This window comes from Gluconacetobacter sacchari (assembly GCF_014174255.1).
In the GTDB taxonomy this organism is placed as follows: domain Bacteria; phylum Pseudomonadota; class Alphaproteobacteria; order Acetobacterales; family Acetobacteraceae; genus Gluconacetobacter; species Gluconacetobacter sacchari.
Map to the genome: position 1 here is coordinate 1 of NZ_JABEQJ010000013.1, position 22,275 is coordinate 22,275.

Sequence of the window (22,275 nt, forward strand, 5' to 3'; positions counted from 1 at the left end):
CAAACCCAGGCTAAACCCAGATCAACCAAACCCTAACAAACCTACTCTTCGCAGGCCATCAGAACGCCGCCAACATATCCCTTCCATTCCAGATTCTATTGTCAATGAACATCTTCTAATCTCATCCACCCCCAACAGGGCCAAAGAAACTAGCAGAGCCAGGCCACCAGGTCAAGAACAGCAGCCCCGGCGGTGAACAGCGATCTACACCCCACCCCAAACACCGTCAACAGAGAAAAAGACCCGCATAACCTTTTTTCTGACCCGCAAATCAGAAAACGGCAGTTTCACGCCACTTTCCCACGGTCAATCAGCAGGTTCGTCACCACAGCCTTGAACGGAGACAGAGAATCCGCCGCACGCAAACCAGCACGACGAACCGCACGAAAGGGAGAGCCGTCGCGCGTATACAAGCTCGCAATCCCGTTGGTCGCACCAAACAGTGGGGCCGTGGACAGACGGTGACGGATGGAAAAGCGCCGCAATGCCGCCGCCGACCCAGGATCGCCGTCGCGCGCCATTCCGGCCGCGATTTCCTGGGCGAGGATATCCTGACCCTTGAGACCCAGATTGAAGCCGTGCGCCGTGATCGGATGCATGCCCACCGCCGCGTCACCGATCAGCGCGAAGCGCCGCGCCGCGAAGCGATGCGCATAGACCGCCCGCAGGGGGTAGACGTGGCGCGTGCTGACCAGCCGCATCATGCCCAGCCGATTGCCGATGCGGGCCATGATCTGCTCATTGAAGTGATCGCGCTCCATCGTTCGCAGCGCCTCGATCTGCTCGGGCGGCAGGGTCAGGACCAGCGAGGAGGCACCCCCATTGACGGGCAGCAGCGCGATGGTCTGCCCGTCATCGAACCATTGGATCGCCACATGATGGTGCGGCGATTCGTGCGCCATGCGGCAGACCAGCATCGATCGATGGAAATCATGGATGATCGCGCCGATGCCTTGCAGGCGGCGGATTTCGGAAAACCGGCCATCGGCCGCGATGGCCAGGCGCGACGTGACGTCGCCCCCTTCGGCCAGCACGGTGACGCTATCGCCCTCGTCGCGCACGCGGCGGGTCGCGACGCCGGCACGCAGGGTGATGCCGGGACGGGACGCGGCCTCTTCATACAAGGCCCGGCGGATCAGGTGGTTGGAGACCAGATAGCCCAGCGCCTCGACGCCCTGGCCGTTGGTATCGAAGGTCAGCGGATGATTGTGCCGTCCGGTTTCCACCCGCGCTTCGCGCAGGGGGGAAATGCCCACCGGCGGGATGCGTGCCCAGGCCCCGGCATTGCGCAGCAGCGAGACCGAATGATGGGTCAGGGCGATTTCCCGCCCGTCGAAGGCGGGTTCGGCCAGCACGGCCTGGGACGCGCGTTCCAGCACGGTGACCGACAGGCCGGCGCTTTCCAGCGACAGGGCGGTGGCCAGGCCGGCGGGACCGCCGCCGATGATCGTAACGTCGCTGCGCATGTCGCCCTCCCGCATGCTAGGCCTTGTCCGCCCCGAAGGTAACGGGCGCGCCGTGCCATTCCGCCACGTATCCTTCCACCGGCCGGCGCGCCGGCGCCGCCCGGTTCCGCTCCGGCGTGCCGACGAACAGGAAGCCCGCCAGCCGGTGCGGCGCCGGGAAGCCGAGGGCGGCGGCCAGCGCGGGGTCGACGGCCATGTCGCCGGTCACCCAGACGCCGCCGAAGCCGGTCGCATGCAGGGCATTGAGGACGTTCATCGCCGCCGCCGCCACCGCCATTTCCTGCTCGATCAGCGGGATCTTGTCCTCGGGGCGCAGATGCATGCCCAGGGCGATGGTCAATGGCATGGTGGAGAAGCGACTGCGGCGCTTTTCGATCTTCTCGGCCGGTACGTTCGGGTCCCGCGCCAGCATGCCGGCCACCACGAGTGCCGCCAGTTTCGGCCGGGCCTCACCGCGGATCAGCACATAGCGCCACGGCCGCAGGCGGCCATGGTCGGGCGCGCGCATCGCGGTGGAAAGGATATCCTCCAGCACCGATCCCTCGGGCGCGGGTTCGGACAGGGCGTCGGTCGATGAGCGGGACAGCAGGCTGTCGAGCGCGGCCATGGCGGGGCTCCTTTCGGTCTGGGGCCCCGGCAGCGGTCGCGCGGCCCTGGCCGGCACCATGCCGCAGAAGGAGGGGGAAGCCAATATCCGCCACCCCTGGCGCGGGACGCCCGGGGGACGCAGACTCCACACAGACAGGAGAGTGGCCTAACGCGGCCCCGTCCTGTAGGAGAACGGGCATGGATACTGCCCGCACAGCCACGATTCATCGCGTCACCAGCGAGACCGACATCACCCTCCGGCTGGATCTGGACGGCACCGGCCAGTCCCGGATCGCCACCGGAATCGGTTTTTTCGATCATATGCTGACCGCGCTGGCCCGCCATGGCCTGTTCGATCTGGAGATCGAGGCCAAGGGCGACCTGCATATCGACTTCCATCACACCACCGAGGATACCGGCATCGCGCTGGGGCAGGCCTTTGTCCGCGCGATCGGCGACAAGCGGGGCATCCGCCGGTTCGGCCACGCGCTGGTGCCGCTGGACGAGGCGCTGAGCGAAGTGGTGGTGGATATCTCCGGCCGCCCCTTCCTGGCCTGGTCGGTGGATTTCACCCGCGACAAGATCGGCGAGATGGATACCGAGCTGTTCGAGGAATTCTTCCGCGCCTTCGCCATGAGCGCCCTGCTGACGCTGCACGTCACGCAGAAGGCCGGGCGGAACTGCCACCATATCGCCGAGGCCTCGTTCAAGGCGGCGGCCCGGGCGTTGCGCATGGCGGCGGAGCCCGACCCGCGCGCGGCCGGAAGCATTCCCTCGACCAAAGGCGTGCTGTGACGACCTATTCCTCCTGGTTTCGGAGCGACGGCCGGCGGCCGCCCATTTTGGTGGCCGAACGCCTGTCCTGGCGCGTGCTGCTGCTGGGCTGGCTGGGGCTGGTGATCCAGGGAAGCTGGATCGCCGGGCTGCTGGCGGGCGCCGCCAGCCTGATCCTGCTGGGCGCGGTCGCCGCGCTCCATCTGCCGGTCCCGCCGTTCTGGATCGGGCTGCATCTGCTGCTGGGCCTGTGCGCCGCCGATATCAGGGAATGGGAATTGCGCCTGAACGGCCTGGCCGCCGGCCCGGTGGTCGTGGCCCAGGGCCGCGAGGCCGCGCTGCTGCGCCTGCTGGAGCGCAATCCCACGCTTGCGCGCACGCGCGGCGAGACGGCGGAGGCATCGGCATGACGGCCGCGACGCGTTCCATCGTCGTCATCGATTATAATGGCGGCAACCTGGCATCGGCCGCGCGGGCTTTGACGCGCGCGGCGGCGGATAGCGGCATCGACGCCGAGGTGACGATCTCGGCCGATCCACGCGCGGTGCGCGCGGCGGACCGGATCGTACTGCCCGGGCAGGGCGCCTTCGCCGACTGCGCCGCCGGGCTGGAGGCCGTGCCGGGGCTGCGCGCGGCCATCATCGACGCGACGGATGCGGGGACACCCTTCCTGGGGATCTGCGTGGGCATGCAGTTGATGGCCGAACGCGGGCTGGAACATGCCGTCACCCCCGGTTTCGGCTGGATCGCGGGCGAGATCGCGCCGATGGAGGCGCCGGGGCTGCGCCTGCCGCAGATGGGGTGGAACCGGCTCGACTTCACGCCGGGCGCGCATCCGCTGACCGACGGGTTGGACGCGGACGCCCACGGCTATTTCGTCCATTCCTATGCCTTGCGCCATGGCGTGCCGGACGAACTGGTGGCGACCACCGAGTATGGCGGGGCCGTGCCGGCGATCGTGGCCCGTGGCAACCGCGCCGGCACGCAGTTCCATGTCGAGAAGAGCCAGACGGTCGGCCTGCGAATCCTGTCGAATTTTCTGCGCTGGGCTCCGGCCCGTGAAGGAGCCCCGGCATGAGCGGCATCGGCAGATCCACCGGGGACCAGCCGCGCAGCGAACGGGTCCAGTCCCTGACGGAGGACGATATCCAGGCGCTGTGCGAGGCCACCGACGCCGCGATCCTGGATGGCGGCGGGTTCGGCTGGCTGAACGTGCCGGGCCGCCAGGCGATGGAGCGGTATTTCCGCGGCCTGCTGATGGTGCCGGAACGCATGCTGTTCGTGGCGCGGCTGGACGGCATCATCGTCGGCGCCGCCCAACTGGTTCGCCCGCCGCGCAACAACGAAGCGCAGGCGATGAGCGCCACGCTGATGCATCTGTATGTCGCGCCCTATGCCAGGGGGCACGGGCTCGGCCGGCTGCTGCTGCTGGAGGCCGAGCAATGCGCGCGGGCGATGGGCTATCAGATCCTGAACCTGGATGTGCGCGAGACGCAGGAGGCCGCGATCCGGCTGTTCCGCACCTTCGGCTTCTATCAATGGGGCACCCATCCCAGCTATGCCCGCGCCGACGGGCGGACGATGCGGGGCCTGTTCTTCACCAAGCGTCTACAGGATAATGAGCGGGTGGTGCCCGCCCACCCGCAGGCGGCTTCCGTTCCCATTCCCGCCACAGGACCCGCCAGCGTGACCGGCCACAGCCTGACCCTCTATCCCGCCATCGACCTGAAGGACGGTGCCTGCGTGCGCCTGCGCCGGGGGGAGATGGATGACGCCACCGTCTATTCCGACGACCCGGGCGCGCAGGCCCGCGCGTGGATCGCGGCCGGATGCGGCTGGCTGCATGTGGTCGATCTGAACGGCGCCTTCGCCGGAAGATCGGCCAATCGGGCGGCGATCGAAGCCATCATCGCCAATGCCACGGTGCCGGTGCAGTTGGGAGGCGGGTTGCGCGACCTGGACAGTATCGAACGCTGGCTGGCCGCCGGAATCACCCGCGTGATCCTGGGCAGCGTGGCGGTGAAGAACCCCGAACTGGTCCGCTCCGCCTGCCGCGCCTTCCCCGGCCGGATCGTCGCCGGCATCGATGCGCGGTCGGGACAGGTGGCGACCGAGGGCTGGGCCGAGACCTCGGACATGAGGGCCATCGACCTGGGCCGCCGGATGGAGGATGTGGGCGTTGCCGCAATCATCTTCACCGAGATCAGCCGCGACGGCATGCTGACGGGCATCGACATTCCCCAGACCGCCGAACTGGCGGACAGCCTGTCGATCCCGGTCATCGCCAGCGGCGGTGTGGGCGATGTCGAGCATCTGCGCGCGCTCCGGGCCGCCACCGTCACCGCGCCGGGGATCGAGGGCGTGATCGTCGGCCGCGCGCTGTATGACGGACGGGTGGACCCGGCCGATGCGCTGCGGATCCTGTCCTGATGCTGAAGCTGCGGGTCATTCCCTGCCTGGACGTGAAGAACGGACGGGTGGTGAAGGGGGTCAATTTCGTCTCGCTGCGCGACGCGGGCGACCCGGTGGAGCAGGCGGCGGTCTATGACGCCGCCGGCGCCGATGAACTGACCTTTCTGGACATCACCGCCAGCCACGAGAACCGCGACACGATCCTGGACGTGGTCAACCGCACGGCGGAGAAGATCTTCCTGCCGCTGACCGTGGGCGGCGGCGTGCGCGCCACGGACGACATGCGCCGCCTGCTGCTGGCCGGCGCGGACAAATGCGCGATGAATTCCGCCGCCGTCGGCCGCCCCGACCTGGTCAACGAGGCCGCGCGCAAATTCGGCAGCCAGTGCGTGGTCGTGGGTGTCGATGCCCGCTCGGACGGCCATGGGTCGTGGGAGGTCTATACCCATGGCGGCCGCACCCCCACCGGCCGCAACGCCATCGACTGGTGCCGCGAAGTGGTCGAGCGCGGTGCCGGCGAGATCCTGCTGACCAGCATGGACCGCGACGGCACGCGCAGCGGCTTCGACCTGGATCTGCTGCGCGCCGCCTGCGGCGCGGTGCGGGTGCCGGTCGTGGCCTCGGGCGGCGTCGGCACGCTGGCGCATTTCGTCGAGGGCGCGCGGGCCGGCGCCACCGGCCTGCTGGCCGCCAGCGTGTTCCATTTCGGCCAGTTCACCATCCCGCAGGTCAAGCAGGCCCTGGCCGATGCCGGCCTGCCGGTTCGCCGCACGCCCGCCGCCAGATCCTGAACGGCGCAGATACCCAAGCGAGGGCCCGATGCCAAAAATCCCCAAGATCACGCGCAAGAACCCCGACACCAAGGCCGCCGGCAAGAAGGGGGTCACCAAGAAGACGGCCCGGAAGAAGGCCGCCCCCGCCGCCGTCGTGAAAGCCGCCCCCACCCTGCCCGCCGAGCCGGCGGCAACGGCGGAGATCCTGGACCGGCTGTTCAATGTCGTCGTCTCGCGTCAGGGCACCGATCCGACCGTCAGCCATTCGGCGCGCCTGCTGTCGCGCGGCCGGCGCAAGATCGCGCAGAAATTCGGCGAGGAAGCGGTCGAATGCCTGATCGAGGCCGTCGCCGGCAATACCGAGGAACTGGTCGGCGAAAGTGCCGACGTGCTGTACCACCTGATCGTCATGTGGGTTGATGCCGGCATCCATCCGTCGGATGTATGGGCCGAACTGACGCGCCGCGAGGGCACCAGCGGCATCGCCGAAAAGGCCAGCCGCCCCCGCGACCCGCTGGCGGTGTAAACGCAAGGAGGCATGTCCATGGCCGTTTCCGGACGGGGTCCGTACGATCCGCAGAACGTCTTTGCCAAGATCCTGCGCGGGGAAATCCCGTGCCGCAGGGTCTTTGAGAACGAATATGCGCTGGCGTTCCACGACATCGCGCCCCAGGCGCCGGTCCATGTGCTGGTGATCCCCAAAGGGCCTTATGTCTCCTTCGCCGATTTCAGCCAGACGGCCGGCGAGGCCGAGATTGCGGGCTTTACCCGCGCGGTCGGGCATGTGGCGGCATTGCTGGGGCTGGAAGATAGCGGATACCGCCTGCTGGCCAACATGGGGGTCACGGCGGGGCAGGAAGTGCCGCATTTCCATGTTCATCTGTTTGGCGGGGCCGCGTTGGGGCCGATGCTGCATCGGCCCTGAACGGACGCCCTGGCACGAGGCCTGCCTCCTGCCCCTCGATTGCCAGAACAGGGGTGGCGTCGGCCGGAATATTGATTAAAATATTTCAAAACATTGCCACGAACGGGGAGCGAACGGGAATGAATGTGTGGAACCGCGTGCCGATGCGTGCCCTTGCCGTCGTGGGCATGGTGGCCTGCCTGCCATCCTGTGCCACGACCGCCGAGCGGATCGCGCAGAAGGAGGACCATCTGGCCGCGGCGGGCTTTGCCCTGAAACCCGCCACGTCACAGCAGCAGCAGGCCATGCTGAATCGCCTTCCGCCGCATCATTTCGTCCGCCGGACGCATGGCAACGCCGTGTTCTACGTGTATGCCGACCCGACGGTCTGCGATTGCCTGTATGTCGGCGACCAGGCCGCCTACGACAATTACCAGAGCTATCGCCAGCAGAAGATGCTGGCCGACGAGCAGCAGATGACGGCGACGGAATACCAGGACGCCACATGGAACTGGAACGCATGGGGCCCGATGACCGGCCCCGGCTGGGGCGGGTGGAACCCGGCCTGGAACCCTGCCTGGGGCAACTGGGACCCTGGCATGGGACAGTATAACGCCGGCTGGTAAGCCGGGTCCGGCGGCGCCGGAAGCGCTTTTGGTCGAGGGCAGCGATCACCCGTCTCGCCGGGTGTTGTCCGATATGTCGCGGAGCCAGTCCGGGATTGGGGAAAGCGCCGAGCAGGTCAGGCGCCCGCCGGACAGGCACGCCGGACCGCCGGTGATGGCGGGGGCGGAAAGCGGCAGGCGCCGCAAGGCGCGCACCGCGAGAAAGCCGAAACATTCGGCCTCGATCATGTCGCCATCGCGGCCGGTCGCCTCGATCGGGTCGACCGGCGCCTGGAGCGCGCGCGCCAGACCCTCCATGATGACCGGATTGTGACGGCCGCCGCCGCAGACATACCAGTGCCGCGGCGGCGCGGGCAGCGCCGTGCGGCGCACCGCCTCGACGGTGAAGGCCGCGAGCGTCGCGGCGCCATCCTCCGGGGTGCATCCGGCGACGATCCGCAAGGCGGAGGCGAATGTCAGGCGGTCCAGCGATTTCGGGGCCGGACGGGCGAAATACGGGTCGGCGAGCATCCGTTCGAGCCGGGCATGGTCGATCGTTCCGGCGCGGGCAAGCCGGCCGTCGATGTCGCAGGCGATTCCGGTATGGCTGAACGCCCAGTCGTCGAGCAGGGCGTTGCCGGGTCCGGTATCGCAGGCCAGGATGCCGCCATCGGCGTCGATGAACGTCACGTTGGCCACGCCGCCGATATTGAGGACGGCGAGCGGACCGGCCATATCGCGCATCAGGGCGGCATGGAACCACGGCGCGAGCGGCGCGCCCTCTCCTCCGGCCGCGACGTCGGCGCCACGGAAGTCATGGATCACGGGCAGGCCGGTTTCGCGCGACAGCAGCGCCGCGTCGCCGATCTGCCATGTGCGCCGCTCGGCCGGCGCGTGGAGGATCGTCTGGCCGTGGAACCCGACAAGCGCCACGCCGGAGACGAGGCTGCCCAGATGCCGCACCGCCTCGACATGCCGCAGCGTGATCTCCCGCTCGACCGACAGGAGTTCGGGATCGTCGGCGGGAAGCGAGACTGCCCGGTCGAGCAGCGCGCGAGCCCGGGCCCGCAGCGCGGGTGAATAGGCAAGGCTCACACCCTGGCCGCAGCGTTCCACCCGTTCGCCATCCGTGCGGATGGCGGCGGCGTCCACGCCGTCCAGCGACGTGCCGCTCATCAGGCCGATGACGGTCAACATCCTGGCCATCACGGCTCTCCCGCGTGGCGCAATTCGACGACGAAATCGTAGAGATCGGCGCGATAGGACGAGAATGTCACCTCAAGGACTCTTCCATCGGCGAGAAAGGACCGTCTTTCGATTTCCAGCACCGCGTCCGGGCTGTCGAGCCGCAGCAGGTCCCGCTCACGGGACGTGGCGAGGCGGGCGCGTATGCGCTGCAACGCCCGGACCGGCAGCAGGTCGCGGGTTTTCAGGGCGTCGTAAAACGAATCCCCGACCGCGTCCGGGGCGGGCAGATAGGATTGCGAAATCACCGCGGCCTCGATCGCCATGGGCTGGCCGTTGGCGGTGCGGATGCGTTTCAGGCGAATGACGCGGTTTCCGGGGGCGATCCCGAGTGCCATCGCCTCGTCCGAATTCGCCCTGGCGACGCATTTGTCGAGCCAGATCGAGCCGGGCTCATAACCCCGCGCCCGCATGTCTTCCGAAAAGCCGAGCAGGATGGAAAGCGGCTGCTCGATCCGCCCGGCCACGAATGTGCCGGCGCCGGGCTTCTGGTTCAGGATGCCCGCCTCGACCAGTTGACCCAGCGCCTTGCGGATGGTCACGCGGGACACGCCGGTCATTTCAGCCAGTTCCCGCTCGGGGGGGATGGCGTCGCCCAGGCGCAGGGTGCCGCCGGCAATCAGGTCCCGCAGCCTGTCGCCGACCTGGAGATATAGCGGCTTGCGGTCATCCGGATCGGGCGTCAGAGCGCGGAAAAGCTGTTCGGTCGTCATGATGTCCATCGCAACCCCGATAGCCCCGAAAAACGCGACGCGCGGGCGCGCCTTCGCATTGCGCCAATGTAACGCTTTTATAATACCATATCAATACCTTGTGTGGGCTTCATTGTCTGAAGACACACCACAAATCCGGGTGATCTTCACATAGTTGCCCAAAAATTAAGAATCCACATCTGATTCGATAGCGGAATGCCTTGTGTGCGGTTTAGTTTGGTATTAAATTGGACTTGTACGTTGCGCGAAGACGGGCGCGGCCGGAACGTTTCGGTTGGCCTGCCGCCCCTCCCTGAAGACAGGAGTGACTATCTGATGCGTCATCGCATTTGCTGGATTCTTGCATCGGTTTCCCTGATGGCGCTCCAGGTGGGCAGGGCGGAAGCGGCACCGGTTTTCGCCCATCGGAAGGCCGCGTCGCGTCCTGTTCACCACGCGCGGACGCCGGTCACCGGACACGGCACGCTGCCGGCGCCCGGGTCCGCCGCATTGCCGCCACGACGGAAATCGCCGGACGTGGCGCAATCGTCTCCGGAAGAGATCAATGTCCATGCGGCGATCCAGACCGCAACCGGCGTCACGGGTTCGACCCCGGGCGGCGGCCTGATGCCGGAGCAGACGGCCGCCAAATCCATCAGCGGCCTGACGCGGGACTTCATCGCCAAGCAGAGCCCGACCAGCAGCCCGCTGACGATGATGGCGAGCTTGCCCGGAGTCGTCACCAGCAGCGGCGATCCGCTCGGCACGAGCGATCAGCAGGCCGGCCTGTCGGTTCGCGGGCTCACGCAGTTCGAGCTGGGCTATACATATGAGGGCATCCCGGCCGCCGACCCGCTGAACTTCTTCATTTTCACGAGCACGACGGCGGATAACGAAAATATCCAGAGCCTCAGTCTCGCGCAGGGGTCGGCGGATATCTCGGCGCCGCTCTACAACGCCGTCGGCGGCCAGCTCTCCGAAACCTTGCGCGATCCGTCGCAGCATTCCGGCGGCCTGATCAACCTGGCCTATGGGTCCTATGGTCTGAATCGCGAATTCGGCAGGGTCGACAGCGGCGAGATCGGCCATAGCGGCGTCAAGGCGTTTGCTTCCTTTTCGTATGAAAGCGCCGATAACTGGCGCGGCCCCGGCCGCATGACCCGATACCATGTCGATGCCAAGGTGCTGAAGGAGTGGGGGAAGGACAACCGGACATCGTTCGTCCTGTCCTATAACAGTCCGACGGGCTATTATCTGCAAACGCCGTCTCTGGCGCAGTGGAAGGCGCTGGGGACGAAAGCCAATTATGCAGCCAGCTTCCGGACCGGCGGCGCATCCTACTATCGCTTCGAGGAAAACCAGCGGAATTCCCTGATCCTTGGCGCACCGCTCCATGTCCGCCTCGCGGATACGCTCACTGCCGATGCCACGCCCTATTACACCTATTTCTGGGGATACGGAGATGGCGGCACCACATTGGGCACGGCCAACAGCTATGTCGGCAACCAGGATACCGGCCCGCTTCAGGTCGGATCGACGGCAAAATCGATCATTGCCGCGGCGATCGACACATTCCACGAGCAGCATAGCGGCTTGAACGCGGCGCTGCACTGGACGACGAAGCACAATACCCTCTCGATCGGATACTGGTATTCCTACTACACCCAGCAGGAGCACTCGTTTTACGGCCAGGCGGACGAGAATGGGAACGTCGCCTCGATGATCGGCGATTATCCGATCTATACCGCGGCCGGCATTCCGCTGTCGCGATACAACATCAATTTCGTCCAGCAGACGAATTCGATCTTCATTCACGACCAGGTCAGGGCATTTGACGACAGGCTTATGATCGAGGCGGGCTTCAAGGAAGCGATGGTCTCGCGCATGTCGACCCAGTTGATTCCCGGGGCGCACTACAAGACGACCGCGAATTATGCCGAACCGCTGCCGCAGTTTGCCGCGCGCTTCAAAATCACGCCGCATGACCAGATCTATATCAACGGGACGACGGCCTTCCGCGCGCCGTCCTCCATCCTGACGATGGCCGATTACTTCAGCACGACGACGGGCGTGCTCGCCCACAGCCGCGCGACCAACCTCGCCCCCGAATATTCGATCGGCGAGGAAATCGGCTATCGGCATTATGGCCTGGTGAACGTCTCGCTCGCGCTCTTCAACTACAATCTGACGAACCGGCAGCTCAGTTCGACGGTCTATCTCAACGGGGTCGCCACCACGGCATCCATCAATGCCGGCGGCCAGACCTCCAGGGGCGCCACGCTGGAACTGGGCCTGCGTCCCTGGCATCATTTCAGCCCGTATCTGTCCGGGCAGTATCTGCATGCCACGATCGACAACAACCTTCCCGCCGGCGGCGATTTTCTCGCGACGCGGGGCAAGACGGCGGTCAATACGCCGGAATTTTCCGGCGCGATCGGGCTTTCCTACGACAATGGCAGCGTGTTCGGCAATTTTGCCCTGAACTATGTCGGCTCTCAATACACGACATTCATGAACGACCAGAAGATCCCGTCGTACATGACCGCGAACGTAACGGCCGGATATCGCTTTCCGAGCTATCATTTCATCAAACATCCGCAGATCCAGCTCAACCTGGTCAACCTGGGCAACAGCGGTTATCTGTCGGGCGCATCGAGCCTTGTCGGAAACGCGAAAAAGACGACGGGTGTCCGTGGCAGCGCCATTGCCGCCCAGACCCCGCTCTACTACGTTGGCGGCGGATTCGCCGGCGTGGTCTCCGTGACGGCCGGGTTCTGATACATGGCGGGGGTGAACGGTATGCGACGGCTCGGGATCTTCGTCGGCATTGCCCTGGCTGCTGCCGGCCATGCCACCTGCCTGGCCGCGTCCGCGCCGGAAGCCTGCGGGATACTGGACAGCATGCCGGCTGGTGGCGACGACGGCAGGTTCGCCGGCATCGATCAGGCAATCCGGCAGGGTCTCGGCCCGGACGGGCTCTATCCCGGCGCCGTCATCCTCATCGCCCATGACGGTCATGTCGCGCACCTCGCGGCATTCGGGAACGCGCAGGACCTCGTCGTCGGCAAGGACGGGCGCGTGGCGCCCCTTGCCCCGCCGCGTCCGATGCGGACGGACGAGATCTTCGACATGGCTTCCGTTTCCAAGATGGAGGCGACGACCGCCGCGATCCTGCATCTTGTCGACCAGAACCGCCTGCATCTGGACGACCGGCTGGGCCGGCTGCTGCCGGTCTTCGCCGGAACGGACAAGGCGGCGATGACCGTCGAGCAGCTTCTGACGCACCGCGCCGGCTTGTGGGAGTGGCAGCCCACATGGCTGCACCGGGATGCGACGGGCAGCGTGCTGCCGTTTCTGGCGCGACTTCCACGCCGCTACGGAATCGGCGAGCGCTGGGCGTATTCCGATCTCGGCTTCATGATCCTGGGGGCGATCGTGTCGCGCGTGAGCGGCATGCCGCTGGACGCCTATGTCCGCAAGGAACTGTATCTGCCGCAGAAGATGCCCGATACGGGCTATCTGCCCTCTCCGGCGCTTGCCCCGCGCATCGCCGCGACCTCCCAGGGGGATGCCTATCAGCGGCGGATGGCCGAAACCGGCAAGCCTTTCCCCATCATGTTCCCCCCCGACCGCGCCGGCCCCGTGGCCTATCGCACGGATTTTCTCGTCGGGCAGGTCAACGACGCCAATAGCTGGCTGGGCTGGGACGGCGTGGCGGGACATGCGGGGGTGTTTTCGACCGCGCTCGACCTGGCCCATTATTTGCAGACTCTGCTGAACGGCGGCTGCTACGGCAACTGGCGGCTCGCCTCGCCAGCGGTGCTGGCCCGTTTCGAGCAGACTCCGTTCGATGCGAAACAGGCTCTCGGTTTCCGAAAAATCCAGATTGATGGCGTGACGACGCCGATCTTCGGTCATTCCGGGTTTACCGGGACGCAATTCATGTTTGCCCCGGCGCTAAACCTGTCCGTCGTGCTGCTGACGAACAGGCTGCACCGCCCGGATTCGGCATCGCTGCATTATCCCGCGCTGACGGCGCTGTGGAATCAGGTCATGCGCGGCGCGGTGACGGCAGCTATTCAGTAGCCGGTATAGCGACCTGGCCGATGGAAGGTGGCAACCACGCCACTGATCGCGACCGCGCTGATGGCGGAAAGGCCGACATGGGGCAGGTCGATCGCCAGCGTCGACATGGTCAGGATGAAGCAGTCGATGGCCAGTTGAACCTTGCCGACGTTCCAGCCCCGGTGCTTGTAGAGCCACAGCGTGACGACGCCCGTGCCACCGACGCCGGCCTGGTGGCGGGCGAGGGACAGGATGCCCATGCCGATGACGGTGCCGCCGAAGAAGGCGGCCCAGAGAGGCGCGATGAAACCGAGCGTCATGATATGGGGGAACAGTAGCGCGAACAGGGTGATGCTGCTGCTGACCAGGAAGGTCTTGACCGTGAAGGCCCACCCCATCGTGCGGCTGGCGAAGATGAGGAACGGGATATTGATCAGTGTGAACAGCGTGCCGGCCGACAGCGGCAGGATATAGGACAGCAGCAGCGCCACCCCGGCCACGCCGCCGGTGACCAGCCCGGCACGATGCAGGCAGGCCAGGCCCAGCACGATCAGCGAACAGCCGATCACGAGGGCATAGGCGTCCTCGAACAGCGAATGGCGCAGGGCGGCGGAAGCGTCGGCGGACGGGCGGGACATGGCGGCCATGGATCGGAGCGAGGAAAGGCGGAACCTTTCCTAAAAAGCCTGCCCCGGCGTGTAAAGGGCGCCGCCCGCCCCCGTCAGTGCGTGGCGCGGTCGATATCGCGGCCGATCTTCTCGGCCGGTCCCTTGGGCGGGTCCACGGTATCCTGCACCTTGTCGCCCAGGCGATCGATCTTCTGGCCCAGTGTCTCGGGCTTCTTCTTGCATCCCGTCAGGGCGACGCACCCCAGGGCGACACCCAGCGCGATGTGGACGAATGGACGCATCGGCAACTCCCTCGTTATCCTTGGTATTTCAACGTCCGCATGGTCCGAAGTTTCCCTGCCGGTCAGTGGCCGGGCGCGGCGGGGGCGTCATCCTGCTCCTGAACCGCGACATCGGCGAGGCGCGACTGGGCGAGGCTGAAGCCTGCCGATGCCGGGGCACCAGCCGCCGGATGGGTGTCGGAAAAATAAAGCATGCCGGTCGGGAAGGCGAACAGCACCCGACGCCCGCGAAAGAAATCCATCCCCAGCATGTTGAAGCGCGCGCCCGTCACGTCGGCGGCCAGGGCGTCGGCGTGCCAGGTACCGATCACGATATGATCGAAACGGTGCCGCCGGCCGATGATGGCCGTTCCGGCATCGGTGCGCGAGCGCGGATCGCCCGCCAGGGTCGCGGCGGTCACCCCGATATCGGCGGCATCCGCGGTCCGCACGATCGAGGCGTTGGAGGCGGGTTCGGCCTGCATGCCGAGCGGCGCGCCGCCGATCGACACCTGGAGCATGACCATCATGCCCCGCCCGTCGGGCAGCAGCGGCGCGGCATAGGTCCGCTCGCCCAGCAGCGTCGGCAGCGGCGGGCAGGCCGGGGCACCGCTCTCCTTGAACAGGGTGACGGTATGGCCGGGAAAATCCATCAGCACATCGTAGTTGCCCAGGATATCGTAGCCCACCACACCCAGGACCGGGCGGCCCGCCACCCGCGTGTCGCCGATCTGGCCCAGGATCACGGCCCGGACATGGTGCGCCGAGCCCCGGTCCAGCCGTAGCTCGTCCACCTCCGTCTCGGCGGTTTTGCCGGTACCGGTCACCGTTTCCACCGTCAGCGGCCGGCCATGGGGGTAATGCGTGCCGGGGCGCTCGAAAACCCCGAGCGATTCCTGTGACAGGCCCAGGAACGCCATCCCCTCGATCCCGTCGAAACTCACCGGAACCCCGGGGCTGCCGTCCCCCGTCAGCAGGGGCAGCGACAGGACATGCGCCACACAGCGCCCCGACGGGACGATCGCCGACGCGGCCGATCGCGCGGCCGGTGGCACGACCGGCGACGCCTTGGTGCCCGCCGCCACCGGGGTGGATGGCGTCGAGGCAGCCATCATGACGGCCGCCATCTTCGCCAATCGTGCCGGCAGCAACCTAGCGGGTGGGCGCGTCATCCCCCCATGCAGGCATTATCAGCCCTCAGCGGTCAAGAAGACTGTATCGAATCTGGCTGAGCACGCGGGCGATCACCTCGGCCGGCGGCCCCTCGCAATCCACCACCAGCGCGTGTTCGTCGGGGGTCGGCTCTTCCAGGGTCGCGAGCTGGCTGGGCAGCAGCGTGGGCGACATATAGTGCCCCTGGCGGCGGGACAGCCGCACCTCCAGGATCGCTTTCGGCACCTCCAGGTAGACGAAGACGACCTTCTGCGATCCCTGGCGCAGGATATCGCGATAGGAGCGCTTGAGTGCCGAACAGGTCAGGATACCGCCGCCGCCGGTGGTCAGCCGCTGCGCGATCCAGGCATGGCAGCGTTCCAGCCACGGCTGCCGGTCCTCGTCAGTCAGCGGGATGCCGGCCTGCATCTTGTCGATATTGGCCTGGGGGTGAAGCAGGTCGCCCTCCTGATACGGCCAGCCCAGCAGATTGTGCAGGCCCTCGGCCACCGAAGTCTTGCCGCTGCCCGACACACCCATCAGCACGATGACATGAGGGGGAATCCCCTCCGCCACCGGCAGGGGCGCGTGATGCCCCTCGCCCGCCGCGCTCATGCCGCCACCAGACGGGTCAGGCCCTGGCGGCCGGCCACGACCACTTCCGAGGTGCGGCTGACGAACAGGCCGCTTTCGATCACGCCGACGATGTCGCCGATCGCCGCTTCCAGCGCCTTCGGGTCCGCGATCGGGCCGAAACTGCAATCCAGGATCAGGTTGCCGCCATCAGTCATGAACATCTCGCCATCCCGCTTGATGCGCAGCGCCACCCGCGCGCCCAGTTCGCCCAATTGCCGCGCCGTGCTTTCCCAGCCGAAGGGCGTGACCTCGACGGGCACCGGCGACCGACTGCCCAGATGATCGACCAGCTTGCCCTCGTCGACGATGACGACGAAGCGCCGCGCCGCCGCCGCCACGATCTTTTCGCGCAACAGAGCGCCCCCCAGGCCCTTGATCAGGTCCAGCGAGCCGCGCTCGACCTCGTCCGCGCCGTCGATGGCCAGGTCGAGCTGCGCGTGGCTGCCGAAATCGACCAGCGTAATGCCCAGCGCCCGCGCCTGCTCCGCCGAATGTTCCGAGGTCGGGATGGCGACGAAACGCAGCCCCTCCGCCCAGCGCCGGCCCAGCGCCTCGATCATCAGCGCCGCGGTGCTGCCCGTCCCCAGGCCCACCGCCATGCCGTCCTGCACCATTGCCGCGGCCTCCTCGGCCGCCCTGCGTTTCAGCTCGACCGTCGGGTCGGAATTCTGACCGCTCATCCTGTTCCCTCTCCGGAACCTGCCGGACCCGCCGGCGGTTCACTTGTTTTTATCCTGCGACGGTCATACGCCAGCCGCGGCCTGGTCCACCAGCCAGGTCAGGTCGCCTTCGGTGGTGATGTGGCTGGCCGGTTCGACCGGATCGCCGGCGCGCACGCGGGCGAAGACCTGGCGCTTGCCCGCCCCGGCCAGCATGAAGACCACATGCCGGCTGGAATGAATGGCCGGATAAGTCAATGTCAGGCGCGTATGGGGCGCATCGTCCGGCACGCAGGTCGAGACCCAGAGCGTGCGTTCCTGCAACACCGGCTGGCGCGGGAAGAGCGACGCGGTATGGCCGTTATCGCCCAGCCCCAGCAGCACGACGTCGAACAACGGCCGGCCCGCCTGCAAATCCGTCGCGCCGTAGAGCGCCTGTAATTCCGCCTGGTAGCGCGCGGCGGCCTGCACCGGGTCGCCCTCGGTGGGCATCGGATGCACCTGGGCGGGCGGAATGGCGATATGCGACAGCAGCGCCGCCTGCGTCATGGCATAGTTGCTGGCCGGATCGGACGGCGGCACGAACCGCTCGTCACCGAAGAACAGATGCGTGCGCGCCCACGGAAAGCGGGTGGCATAGTCCGCCGAGCCCAGGATTTCATACAGCCGCTTGGGCGTCGACCCGCCGGACAGCGCGACCACGAACGGCCCGTCCGTCTTGGCCAATGCCTGTTCGGTCAGCCATTCGGCCATATGGCGGGCGATCGCCTCGCCATCGGCCAGCACGACCACCTGGCCGCTCGTGACATCATGACCATCCATTACGAATCCTCTCCGAGAATATAACGCTCGATCCCCACCGCGAATCCTTCCTCCTCGGACGAGGTGGTGACGTGCGTGGCCTGCGCCTTGACCTCGTCCGACGCCTGGCCCATCGCGATCGACAGGCCGCTGGGGCGGAACATCAGCACATCATTGGGCTGGTCGCCCAATGTCGCGATCCGCGCCGCCGGAATCCCCAACAGCCGCTCCAGCGCCGCCACCACCCCGCCCTTGTTGGCATCGTGATGGGTGACATCGACATAATAAGGCTGCGACCGCGCGGCGGAGGCCGCATCGCCCAGCGCCTGTTGCAGATCGTGCTCCACCCGCTTCATCAATTCCAGATCGTCGGAGACGCCGGTGATCTTGACCACCTGGTCCAGCGCGGCACCGACATCGGCCGCGACCTTGGGCGGGAATTTCACCGTCCATTGCTCGCGCGCCACATGGGGGGCGTCTGCGTTGCCGACGATCCAGTCATTGCCGTTATAGACCCAGGGATCGACCTTGTGGTCGCGCAGGATCTCCAGCGTGCGGCGCGCCACCTCCGGCGTCAGCGTGTGGGATTCGATCACCGAATAATCCGGCCTGACGATCATGCCGCCATTGAAGCCGGCGATCGGCTGGTCGATCCGCAGCGGATCGATCACCATCTTCATGCCCAGCGGCGGACGGCCGCTGGTGATGGTGAACAGGATGCCCCGCGCACGCAGCCGCTCCACGGCGCGGATCGCGCGCGGGGTCAGAATCTTCTCCCGCGTGACCAGGGTTCCGTCGACATCGGCCAACACCAGCCGGATCTGGTCGGCTGTACCCATTTCCCTCGTCCTCCGTCTTCAGGGAAGGCCGGGCTCTGCCCGAACCCGGAAGGGGACGGTCGCCCCCTTCACCCCTGGTCGTTCAACTGGTTGCCAAAGGCGACCGCCCTTGGCGGGGTGCGGGGCGGCGCCCCGCGAATCAGGCGCGCGGGAGGACATGATCATGCATCGCCCGCGCCCAGCCGTCCTCGGTATTGGCAGCGGTCACGAAATGGGCGTGCGCCTTCACGACCTCGGGCGCGTTGCCCATCGCGATCGCGACACCGGCCTCGTCGAGCATCGGCACGTCGTTGTTCATGTCGCCGATGCACGCCACCTCGGCGATATCGACCCCCATCAGGCGCGCCAACTCCATGGCGGCATAGCCCTTGTTGGCCTGCGGATGGGTGATATCCAGGTAATAATCCGACGAGCGATGCACGCTGGCACGTCCGGCCAGCAGGGTGCCCAGCCGCGCCTCGACCCGCGCCAGGAGCGGATAATCGTTCGACGCGCCCATGATCTTGCCCACGTCATGGTAATGGCCGGAGAAATCGGGCACCACCACCGGGTCGGTCTGCACCGTCTGGCGCTCGCGCGCCACATAGGGGCCGTGCGGATCGGTCAGCAGCCAGTCGCGGCCGATGAACAGCCAGGCGCTCACCTCGTCCTCGCGCAACGCCGTCACCGCCTCGCGCGTCGTGTCGGGCGCCAGCGAGCGTCGGGACAGGATGGTGCCGTCCGCCCGCGTCACCAGCCCGCCATTCAGCCCGGCATAAGGCGTGTCGTTTTCCAGCGGCCCGAGGAACATCTCCATCCCGCGCGGCGCGCGGCTGCTGACCAGGCACAGCGCGATGCCCGCCGCGCGCAATGCCCGCGCCGCGTCGAGCGTCGCGGGCGTAAGGTGCTTGTCGGGCGTGACCAGCGTGCCGTCGATGTCCGAGACCACCAGCCGGACACGCCCGGACGGGCCGGGACGATCGGTCGATCCGGGCGCGCTCATTTACCCAGCGCCAGCCAGTGGCGACCGTCGCGGGCCAGCAGCGCATCGGCCTCCACAGGGCCGGAGGAGCCCGCGGCATAGGCGCAGAGCGGCGCCGCCCCCACCCGCGCGCTCCAGTCCAGCGCCGGCTGTACGACCTGCCAGCCAGCTTCGATATTGTCGGCGCGCTGGAACAGGGTCGCATCGCCGATCAGGCAATCATAGATCAGCGTCTCGTAGCCGGTGCTGGGCCCGTCGCTGAACCATTCGGAATAATCGAACTTCATCCGCACGCCGCCCAGCCGCACGGTCGGGCCCGGCACCTTGGCGCCGAATTGCAGGGTCACGCCTTCGGTCGGCTGGATATGCATGGTCATGATATTGGGCGTCAGCCGCTCGACCGGCGTGTCGCGGAACAGCGCGTAGGGCGCATGGCGGAAATGGATCGCGATCTCGGTCCGGCGTTCCGCCAGACGCTTGCCGGTGCGCAGGTAGAACGGCACCCCCGCCCAGCGCCAGTTATCGACCGCCAGTTTCATCGCCACATAGGTTTCGGTCTGCGAATCCGGCGCCACGTCGGGCTCGTCGCGATAGGCGGGCACGTCTTCGCCGCCCAGCATGCCGGCAACATACTGGCCGCGCACCATGTCGTCGGCCCCCACGCAATGCGCGGCCTTCAGCACCTTGGATTTCTCGTCGCGCACCGCGTCGGCGTCGAAGGAAACCGGGGCTTCCATCGCCGTCATGGCCAGGAGCTGCATCAGATGGTTGGGCACCATGTCGCGCAGGGCGCCCGTGCCCTCGTAGAAGCGGCCGCGCCGCTCCACCCCCACGGTCTCGGCCGCCGTGATCTGGACGTGGTCGATATTCTGCCGATTCCACAGCGGCTCGAAGAACCCGTTGGAAAAGCGCAGCGCCAGGATGTTCTGGACCGTTTCCTTGCCCAGGTAATGGTCGATCCGATAGATCTGCCGCTCGCGCAGCACGCCCAGCAGGTGGCGATTGAGTTCCTTCGCGGAGTGAAGGTCGTGGCCGAAAGGCTTTTCGACGATCACACGACGGAACGAGCCGTCGGTTTCCACGACCAGCCCGGACTCGCCCAGCCGGTCGCTGATGGACCCGAAGAAGCGGGCCGCGACGGCCAGATAGAACACGGCATTGCCCGACCCGATCCGCTCGCCCAGGCTGGCGAAGGTCGATGCCTCGTCGAACGATCCGCGCAGGTAGGAAATCCGGCTCGACAGCCAGGCCCAGATATCCGGACGCAGCGTGGTGGCGGCCGTGCCGCGCCGCGCCACGAACTCCTGCAACGCCTCGTGGAACTGCGCGCGCAGCACGTCGTCGGACAGATCCGCCCAGTCCACGGCCACGATCGAGAATGCGTCATCCAGCAGTCCGGCGCAGGCCAGATTGTAGATGGCAGGCACCAGCAGCCGCTTCGTCAGGTCACCGCCGCCGCCGAAAATGACGAAGGCGCATGGTGGCGCGCGCCGTGGCGGATGGCTGCTCCCTTCGACCTCGGAGGACGCGGACGCGATGATTCCATCCATGTGGGACGTTTCCCTGTATTGTTTCCATCCGGTGTTGTGGGCATCGAGAGGTCGTTCCGAGGCATCGGCGGAAAACGCATGAACGAATCAGAGCTTTCCGGTTCTTTTTTTCAAAAAGGTTCAAAAAGGAACGAAGGTCGGCCGCCTCTTCATCATTGGCCCGCAACACGATCACGCTTTCGATACGTGCCTGTGGAATGCATTCCACAGGCACGACTTTACCGTCTTTGACGCAATAGCTTACTTTTTCTCGACATGCCCGCCGAAGCCGAAGCGCATGGCGGAGAGGATCTTCTCGGCGTAATTGTTGCCGGTGCGCGAGCGGAAGCGCGTGAACAGCGAGGCGGTGATGACCGGCGCCGGCACCGATTCCTCGATCGCGGCCTCCAGCGTCCAGCGGCCTTCGCCGGAATCCGCGACCTCGCCGGTGAATTCGGACAGCGAGGCGTTCTTGGCCAGGGCTTCCGCCGTCAGGTCCAGCAGCCAGGACGAGACCACGCTGCCACGACGCCAGACTTCGGCGATGTCGGCCATGTTCAGGTCGAAGCGCTGGTCCTCGGGCAGGAGCGGCGCGTTCTTGCTCTTCATGATGTCGAAGCCTTCCGCGAAGGCCTGCATCATGCCGTATTCGATGCCGTTATGGACCATCTTCACGAAATGGCCGGAACCGGCGGGGCCGCAATGCAGGTAGCCCTTCTCGGCGCGGGGGTCGAGGCCCGGCTTGTCGCGATCGGGCGTGGGGGCCACGTCGCCCTTGCCCGGCGCCAGAGCATCCAGGATCGGGTCGATATGGTCGGCCGAGTCCTTGGTGCCGCCGTACATCATGCAGTAGCCGCGCTCCAGGCCCCACACGCCGCCGGACGTGCCGACATCGATATAATGGATGCCCTTTTCCGCAAGCTGGGCGGCGCGGCGGATATCGTCCTTGTAATAGGTGTTGCCGCCGTCGATCAGGATATCGTCACGGCCCAGCAGGCCCGACAGTTCCTGCACCGCCGCCTCGGTGATCTCGCCGGCCGGCAGCATCAACCAGACGATCTTGCGCGCCGCCGTCAGCTTGCCCACCAGGTCGGCCACACTGTCGGCGGCGACGCCGCGCCCGCCCTCGGTCCGGTCGCGGACCTTGCCCACCGTGGCGGGGTCGCGATCGAACAGGACCACGTCATGCCCGTGGCGCGACAGGCGGACGGCGATGTTGCCGCCCATGCGACCCAGGCCAATGATGCCGATTTGCATATTCGTTCCATCTCCATGGCGCGGCACG

24 protein-coding genes are annotated in these 22,275 nt (G+C 66.7%); 10 read left to right on the forward strand and 14 right to left on the reverse strand.

The window, feature by feature from the left end; genetic code table 11:
* Window positions 1–287: 287 nt before the first annotated feature.
* Both ubiM and HLH48_RS11025 read right to left on the reverse strand, forming a co-directional pair.
* Window positions 288–1,466: a 5-demethoxyubiquinol-8 5-hydroxylase UbiM gene (gene ubiM, locus HLH48_RS11020; protein ID WP_182997565.1), complete on the reverse strand. Its 1,179-nt coding sequence runs from the start codon at window positions 1,464–1,466 to the stop codon at window positions 288–290.
* Window positions 1,467–1,482: 16 nt separating this feature from the next.
* Complete coding sequence (locus tag HLH48_RS11025; RefSeq protein ID WP_182997566.1) at window positions 1,483–2,073, reverse strand: nitroreductase family protein; 591 nt, start codon at window positions 2,071–2,073, stop codon at window positions 1,483–1,485.
* 179 nt (window positions 2,074–2,252) lie between these two features.
* Between HLH48_RS11025 and hisB the strand changes: the two genes are divergently transcribed.
* From hisB to HLH48_RS11065, 8 genes are all read left to right on the forward strand, one after another.
* Window positions 2,253–2,849: an imidazoleglycerol-phosphate dehydratase HisB gene (hisB, locus tag HLH48_RS11030; protein ID WP_182997567.1), complete on the forward strand. Its 597-nt coding sequence runs from the start codon at window positions 2,253–2,255 to the stop codon at window positions 2,847–2,849.
* On the forward strand, window positions 2,846–3,238 hold the full coding sequence (locus tag HLH48_RS11035) for a hypothetical protein (protein WP_182997568.1): 393 nt from the start codon (window positions 2,846–2,848) through the stop codon (window positions 3,236–3,238). Before hisB ends, HLH48_RS11035 begins: the two co-directional genes overlap by 4 nt.
* A complete protein-coding gene (gene hisH / locus HLH48_RS11040; RefSeq protein ID WP_182997569.1) occupies window positions 3,235–3,906 on the forward strand; it encodes an imidazole glycerol phosphate synthase subunit HisH in 672 nt (223 codons plus the stop codon). Before HLH48_RS11035 ends, hisH begins: the two co-directional genes overlap by 4 nt.
* On the forward strand, window positions 3,903–5,258 hold the full coding sequence (gene hisA / locus HLH48_RS11045) for a 1-(5-phosphoribosyl)-5-[(5-phosphoribosylamino)methylideneamino]imidazole-4-carboxamide isomerase (RefSeq protein WP_182997570.1): 1,356 nt from the start codon (window positions 3,903–3,905) through the stop codon (window positions 5,256–5,258). Before hisH ends, hisA begins: the two co-directional genes overlap by 4 nt.
* Window positions 5,258–6,031 carry an imidazole glycerol phosphate synthase subunit HisF gene (gene hisF / locus HLH48_RS11050; RefSeq protein ID WP_182997571.1) on the forward strand — a complete coding sequence of 258 codons (774 nt, stop codon included), beginning with the start codon at window positions 5,258–5,260 and terminating at the stop codon, window positions 6,029–6,031. The genes hisA and hisF overlap by 1 nt, the downstream gene beginning before the upstream one ends.
* Window positions 6,032–6,059: 28 nt before the next feature.
* Window positions 6,060–6,539, forward strand: coding sequence for a phosphoribosyl-ATP diphosphatase (locus tag HLH48_RS11055; protein ID WP_182997572.1), 480 nt, complete (start codon window positions 6,060–6,062; stop codon window positions 6,537–6,539).
* A gap of 18 nt (window positions 6,540–6,557) precedes the next feature.
* Window positions 6,558–6,938: a histidine triad nucleotide-binding protein gene (locus HLH48_RS11060; protein ID WP_182997573.1), complete on the forward strand. Its 381-nt coding sequence runs from the start codon at window positions 6,558–6,560 to the stop codon at window positions 6,936–6,938.
* Between the two features lie 119 nt (window positions 6,939–7,057).
* Window positions 7,058–7,543 (forward strand): hypothetical protein, encoded by a 486-nt coding sequence (locus tag HLH48_RS11065; protein ID WP_246387248.1) that lies wholly within the window; start codon window positions 7,058–7,060, stop codon window positions 7,541–7,543.
* Window positions 7,544–7,588: 45 nt separating this feature from the next.
* Here the strand turns inward: HLH48_RS11065 and HLH48_RS11070 are convergent, their stop codons facing one another.
* A complete protein-coding gene (locus HLH48_RS11070) occupies window positions 7,589–8,728 on the reverse strand; it encodes an anhydro-N-acetylmuramic acid kinase (protein WP_182997574.1) in 1,140 nt (379 codons plus the stop codon).
* The gene (locus tag HLH48_RS11075; protein ID WP_182997575.1) at window positions 8,728–9,480 is read right to left on the reverse strand and encodes a GntR family transcriptional regulator; all 753 of its coding nucleotides are present in this window, start codon (window positions 9,478–9,480) and stop codon (window positions 8,728–8,730) included. Before HLH48_RS11075 ends, HLH48_RS11070 begins: the two co-directional genes overlap by 1 nt.
* Window positions 9,481–9,795: 315 nt before the next feature.
* Between HLH48_RS11075 and HLH48_RS11080 the strand changes: the two genes are divergently transcribed.
* Complete coding sequence (locus HLH48_RS11080) at window positions 9,796–12,237, forward strand: TonB-dependent receptor (protein ID WP_182997576.1); 2,442 nt, start codon at window positions 9,796–9,798, stop codon at window positions 12,235–12,237.
* Window positions 12,238–12,258: 21 nt separating this feature from the next.
* The gene (locus HLH48_RS11085; protein ID WP_220795088.1) at window positions 12,259–13,545 is read left to right on the forward strand and encodes a serine hydrolase domain-containing protein; all 1,287 of its coding nucleotides are present in this window, start codon (window positions 12,259–12,261) and stop codon (window positions 13,543–13,545) included.
* On the opposite strand, the gene HLH48_RS11090 is transcribed toward HLH48_RS11085, so the two are convergent.
* The 10 genes from HLH48_RS11090 to gnd form a co-directional block, all read right to left on the reverse strand.
* The gene (locus tag HLH48_RS11090) at window positions 13,539–14,162 is read right to left on the reverse strand and encodes a YitT family protein (RefSeq protein WP_220795089.1); all 624 of its coding nucleotides are present in this window, start codon (window positions 14,160–14,162) and stop codon (window positions 13,539–13,541) included. The genes HLH48_RS11085 and HLH48_RS11090 overlap by 7 nt on opposite strands.
* An 83-nt stretch (window positions 14,163–14,245) precedes the next feature.
* Entirely contained in the window at window positions 14,246–14,434 is a 189-nt protein-coding gene (locus tag HLH48_RS11095; protein WP_182997578.1) for a hypothetical protein, read from the reverse strand.
* Between the two features lie 62 nt (window positions 14,435–14,496).
* Complete coding sequence (locus tag HLH48_RS11100; RefSeq protein ID WP_182997579.1) at window positions 14,497–15,585, reverse strand: retropepsin-like domain-containing protein; 1,089 nt, start codon at window positions 15,583–15,585, stop codon at window positions 14,497–14,499.
* A gap of 25 nt (window positions 15,586–15,610) precedes the next feature.
* Complete coding sequence (locus tag HLH48_RS11105; protein WP_182997580.1) at window positions 15,611–16,180, reverse strand: gluconokinase; 570 nt, start codon at window positions 16,178–16,180, stop codon at window positions 15,611–15,613.
* A complete protein-coding gene (gene rpiA, locus HLH48_RS11110) occupies window positions 16,177–16,881 on the reverse strand; it encodes a ribose-5-phosphate isomerase RpiA (RefSeq protein WP_182997581.1) in 705 nt (234 codons plus the stop codon). The genes HLH48_RS11105 and rpiA overlap by 4 nt, the downstream gene beginning before the upstream one ends.
* 63 nt (window positions 16,882–16,944) lie before the next feature.
* Complete coding sequence (gene pgl, locus HLH48_RS11115; RefSeq protein ID WP_182997582.1) at window positions 16,945–17,682, reverse strand: 6-phosphogluconolactonase; 738 nt, start codon at window positions 17,680–17,682, stop codon at window positions 16,945–16,947.
* Window positions 17,682–18,500, reverse strand: a complete 819-nt coding sequence (locus HLH48_RS11120) for a Cof-type HAD-IIB family hydrolase (protein WP_182997583.1) — start codon at window positions 18,498–18,500, stop codon at window positions 17,682–17,684. Before HLH48_RS11120 ends, pgl begins: the two co-directional genes overlap by 1 nt.
* Window positions 18,501–18,639: 139 nt before the next feature.
* Window positions 18,640–19,482, reverse strand: coding sequence for a Cof-type HAD-IIB family hydrolase (locus HLH48_RS11125; protein WP_182997584.1), 843 nt, complete (start codon window positions 19,480–19,482; stop codon window positions 18,640–18,642).
* Window positions 19,479–21,011, reverse strand: a complete 1,533-nt coding sequence (gene zwf / locus HLH48_RS11130; RefSeq protein ID WP_182997585.1) for a glucose-6-phosphate dehydrogenase — start codon at window positions 21,009–21,011, stop codon at window positions 19,479–19,481. The genes HLH48_RS11125 and zwf overlap by 4 nt, the downstream gene beginning before the upstream one ends.
* Window positions 21,012–21,251: 240 nt before the next feature.
* Window positions 21,252–22,247 carry a phosphogluconate dehydrogenase (NAD(+)-dependent, decarboxylating) gene (gene gnd, locus HLH48_RS11135; protein ID WP_182997586.1) on the reverse strand — a complete coding sequence of 332 codons (996 nt, stop codon included), beginning with the start codon at window positions 22,245–22,247 and terminating at the stop codon, window positions 21,252–21,254.
* Window positions 22,248–22,275 lie beyond the last annotated feature (28 nt).

Coding starts and splice junctions, on each gene's coding strand:
- ubiM (WP_182997565.1), bottom strand. CDS start 1,466: ATGCGCAGCGACGTTACGATCATCGGCGGCGGTCCCGCCGGCCTGGCC.
- HLH48_RS11025 (WP_182997566.1), bottom strand. CDS start 2,073: ATGGCCGCGCTCGACAGCCTGCTGTCCCGCTCATCGACCGACGCCCTG.
- hisB (WP_182997567.1), top strand. CDS start 2,253: ATGGATACTGCCCGCACAGCCACGATTCATCGCGTCACCAGCGAGACC.
- hisH (WP_182997569.1), top strand. CDS start 3,235: ATGACGGCCGCGACGCGTTCCATCGTCGTCATCGATTATAATGGCGGC.
- hisA (WP_182997570.1), top strand. CDS start 3,903: ATGAGCGGCATCGGCAGATCCACCGGGGACCAGCCGCGCAGCGAACGG.
- hisF (WP_182997571.1), top strand. CDS start 5,258: ATGCTGAAGCTGCGGGTCATTCCCTGCCTGGACGTGAAGAACGGACGG.
- HLH48_RS11055 (WP_182997572.1), top strand. CDS start 6,060: ATGCCAAAAATCCCCAAGATCACGCGCAAGAACCCCGACACCAAGGCC.
- HLH48_RS11060 (WP_182997573.1), top strand. CDS start 6,558: ATGGCCGTTTCCGGACGGGGTCCGTACGATCCGCAGAACGTCTTTGCC.
- HLH48_RS11065 (WP_246387248.1), top strand. CDS start 7,058: ATGAATGTGTGGAACCGCGTGCCGATGCGTGCCCTTGCCGTCGTGGGC.
- HLH48_RS11070 (WP_182997574.1), bottom strand. CDS start 8,728: ATGGCCAGGATGTTGACCGTCATCGGCCTGATGAGCGGCACGTCGCTG.
- HLH48_RS11075 (WP_182997575.1), bottom strand. CDS start 9,480: ATGACGACCGAACAGCTTTTCCGCGCTCTGACGCCCGATCCGGATGAC.
- HLH48_RS11080 (WP_182997576.1), top strand. CDS start 9,796: ATGCGTCATCGCATTTGCTGGATTCTTGCATCGGTTTCCCTGATGGCG.
- HLH48_RS11085 (WP_220795088.1), top strand. CDS start 12,259: ATGCGACGGCTCGGGATCTTCGTCGGCATTGCCCTGGCTGCTGCCGGC.
- HLH48_RS11090 (WP_220795089.1), bottom strand. CDS start 14,162: ATGTCCCGCCCGTCCGCCGACGCTTCCGCCGCCCTGCGCCATTCGCTG.
- HLH48_RS11095 (WP_182997578.1), bottom strand. CDS start 14,434: ATGCGTCCATTCGTCCACATCGCGCTGGGTGTCGCCCTGGGGTGCGTC.
- HLH48_RS11100 (WP_182997579.1), bottom strand. CDS start 15,585: ATGACGCGCCCACCCGCTAGGTTGCTGCCGGCACGATTGGCGAAGATG.
- HLH48_RS11105 (WP_182997580.1), bottom strand. CDS start 16,180: ATGAGCGCGGCGGGCGAGGGGCATCACGCGCCCCTGCCGGTGGCGGAG.
- rpiA (WP_182997581.1), bottom strand. CDS start 16,881: ATGAGCGGTCAGAATTCCGACCCGACGGTCGAGCTGAAACGCAGGGCG.
- pgl (WP_182997582.1), bottom strand. CDS start 17,682: ATGGATGGTCATGATGTCACGAGCGGCCAGGTGGTCGTGCTGGCCGAT.
- HLH48_RS11120 (WP_182997583.1), bottom strand. CDS start 18,500: ATGGGTACAGCCGACCAGATCCGGCTGGTGTTGGCCGATGTCGACGGA.
- HLH48_RS11125 (WP_182997584.1), bottom strand. CDS start 19,482: ATGAGCGCGCCCGGATCGACCGATCGTCCCGGCCCGTCCGGGCGTGTC.
- zwf (WP_182997585.1), bottom strand. CDS start 21,011: ATGGATGGAATCATCGCGTCCGCGTCCTCCGAGGTCGAAGGGAGCAGC.
- gnd (WP_182997586.1), bottom strand. CDS start 22,247: ATGCAAATCGGCATCATTGGCCTGGGTCGCATGGGCGGCAACATCGCC.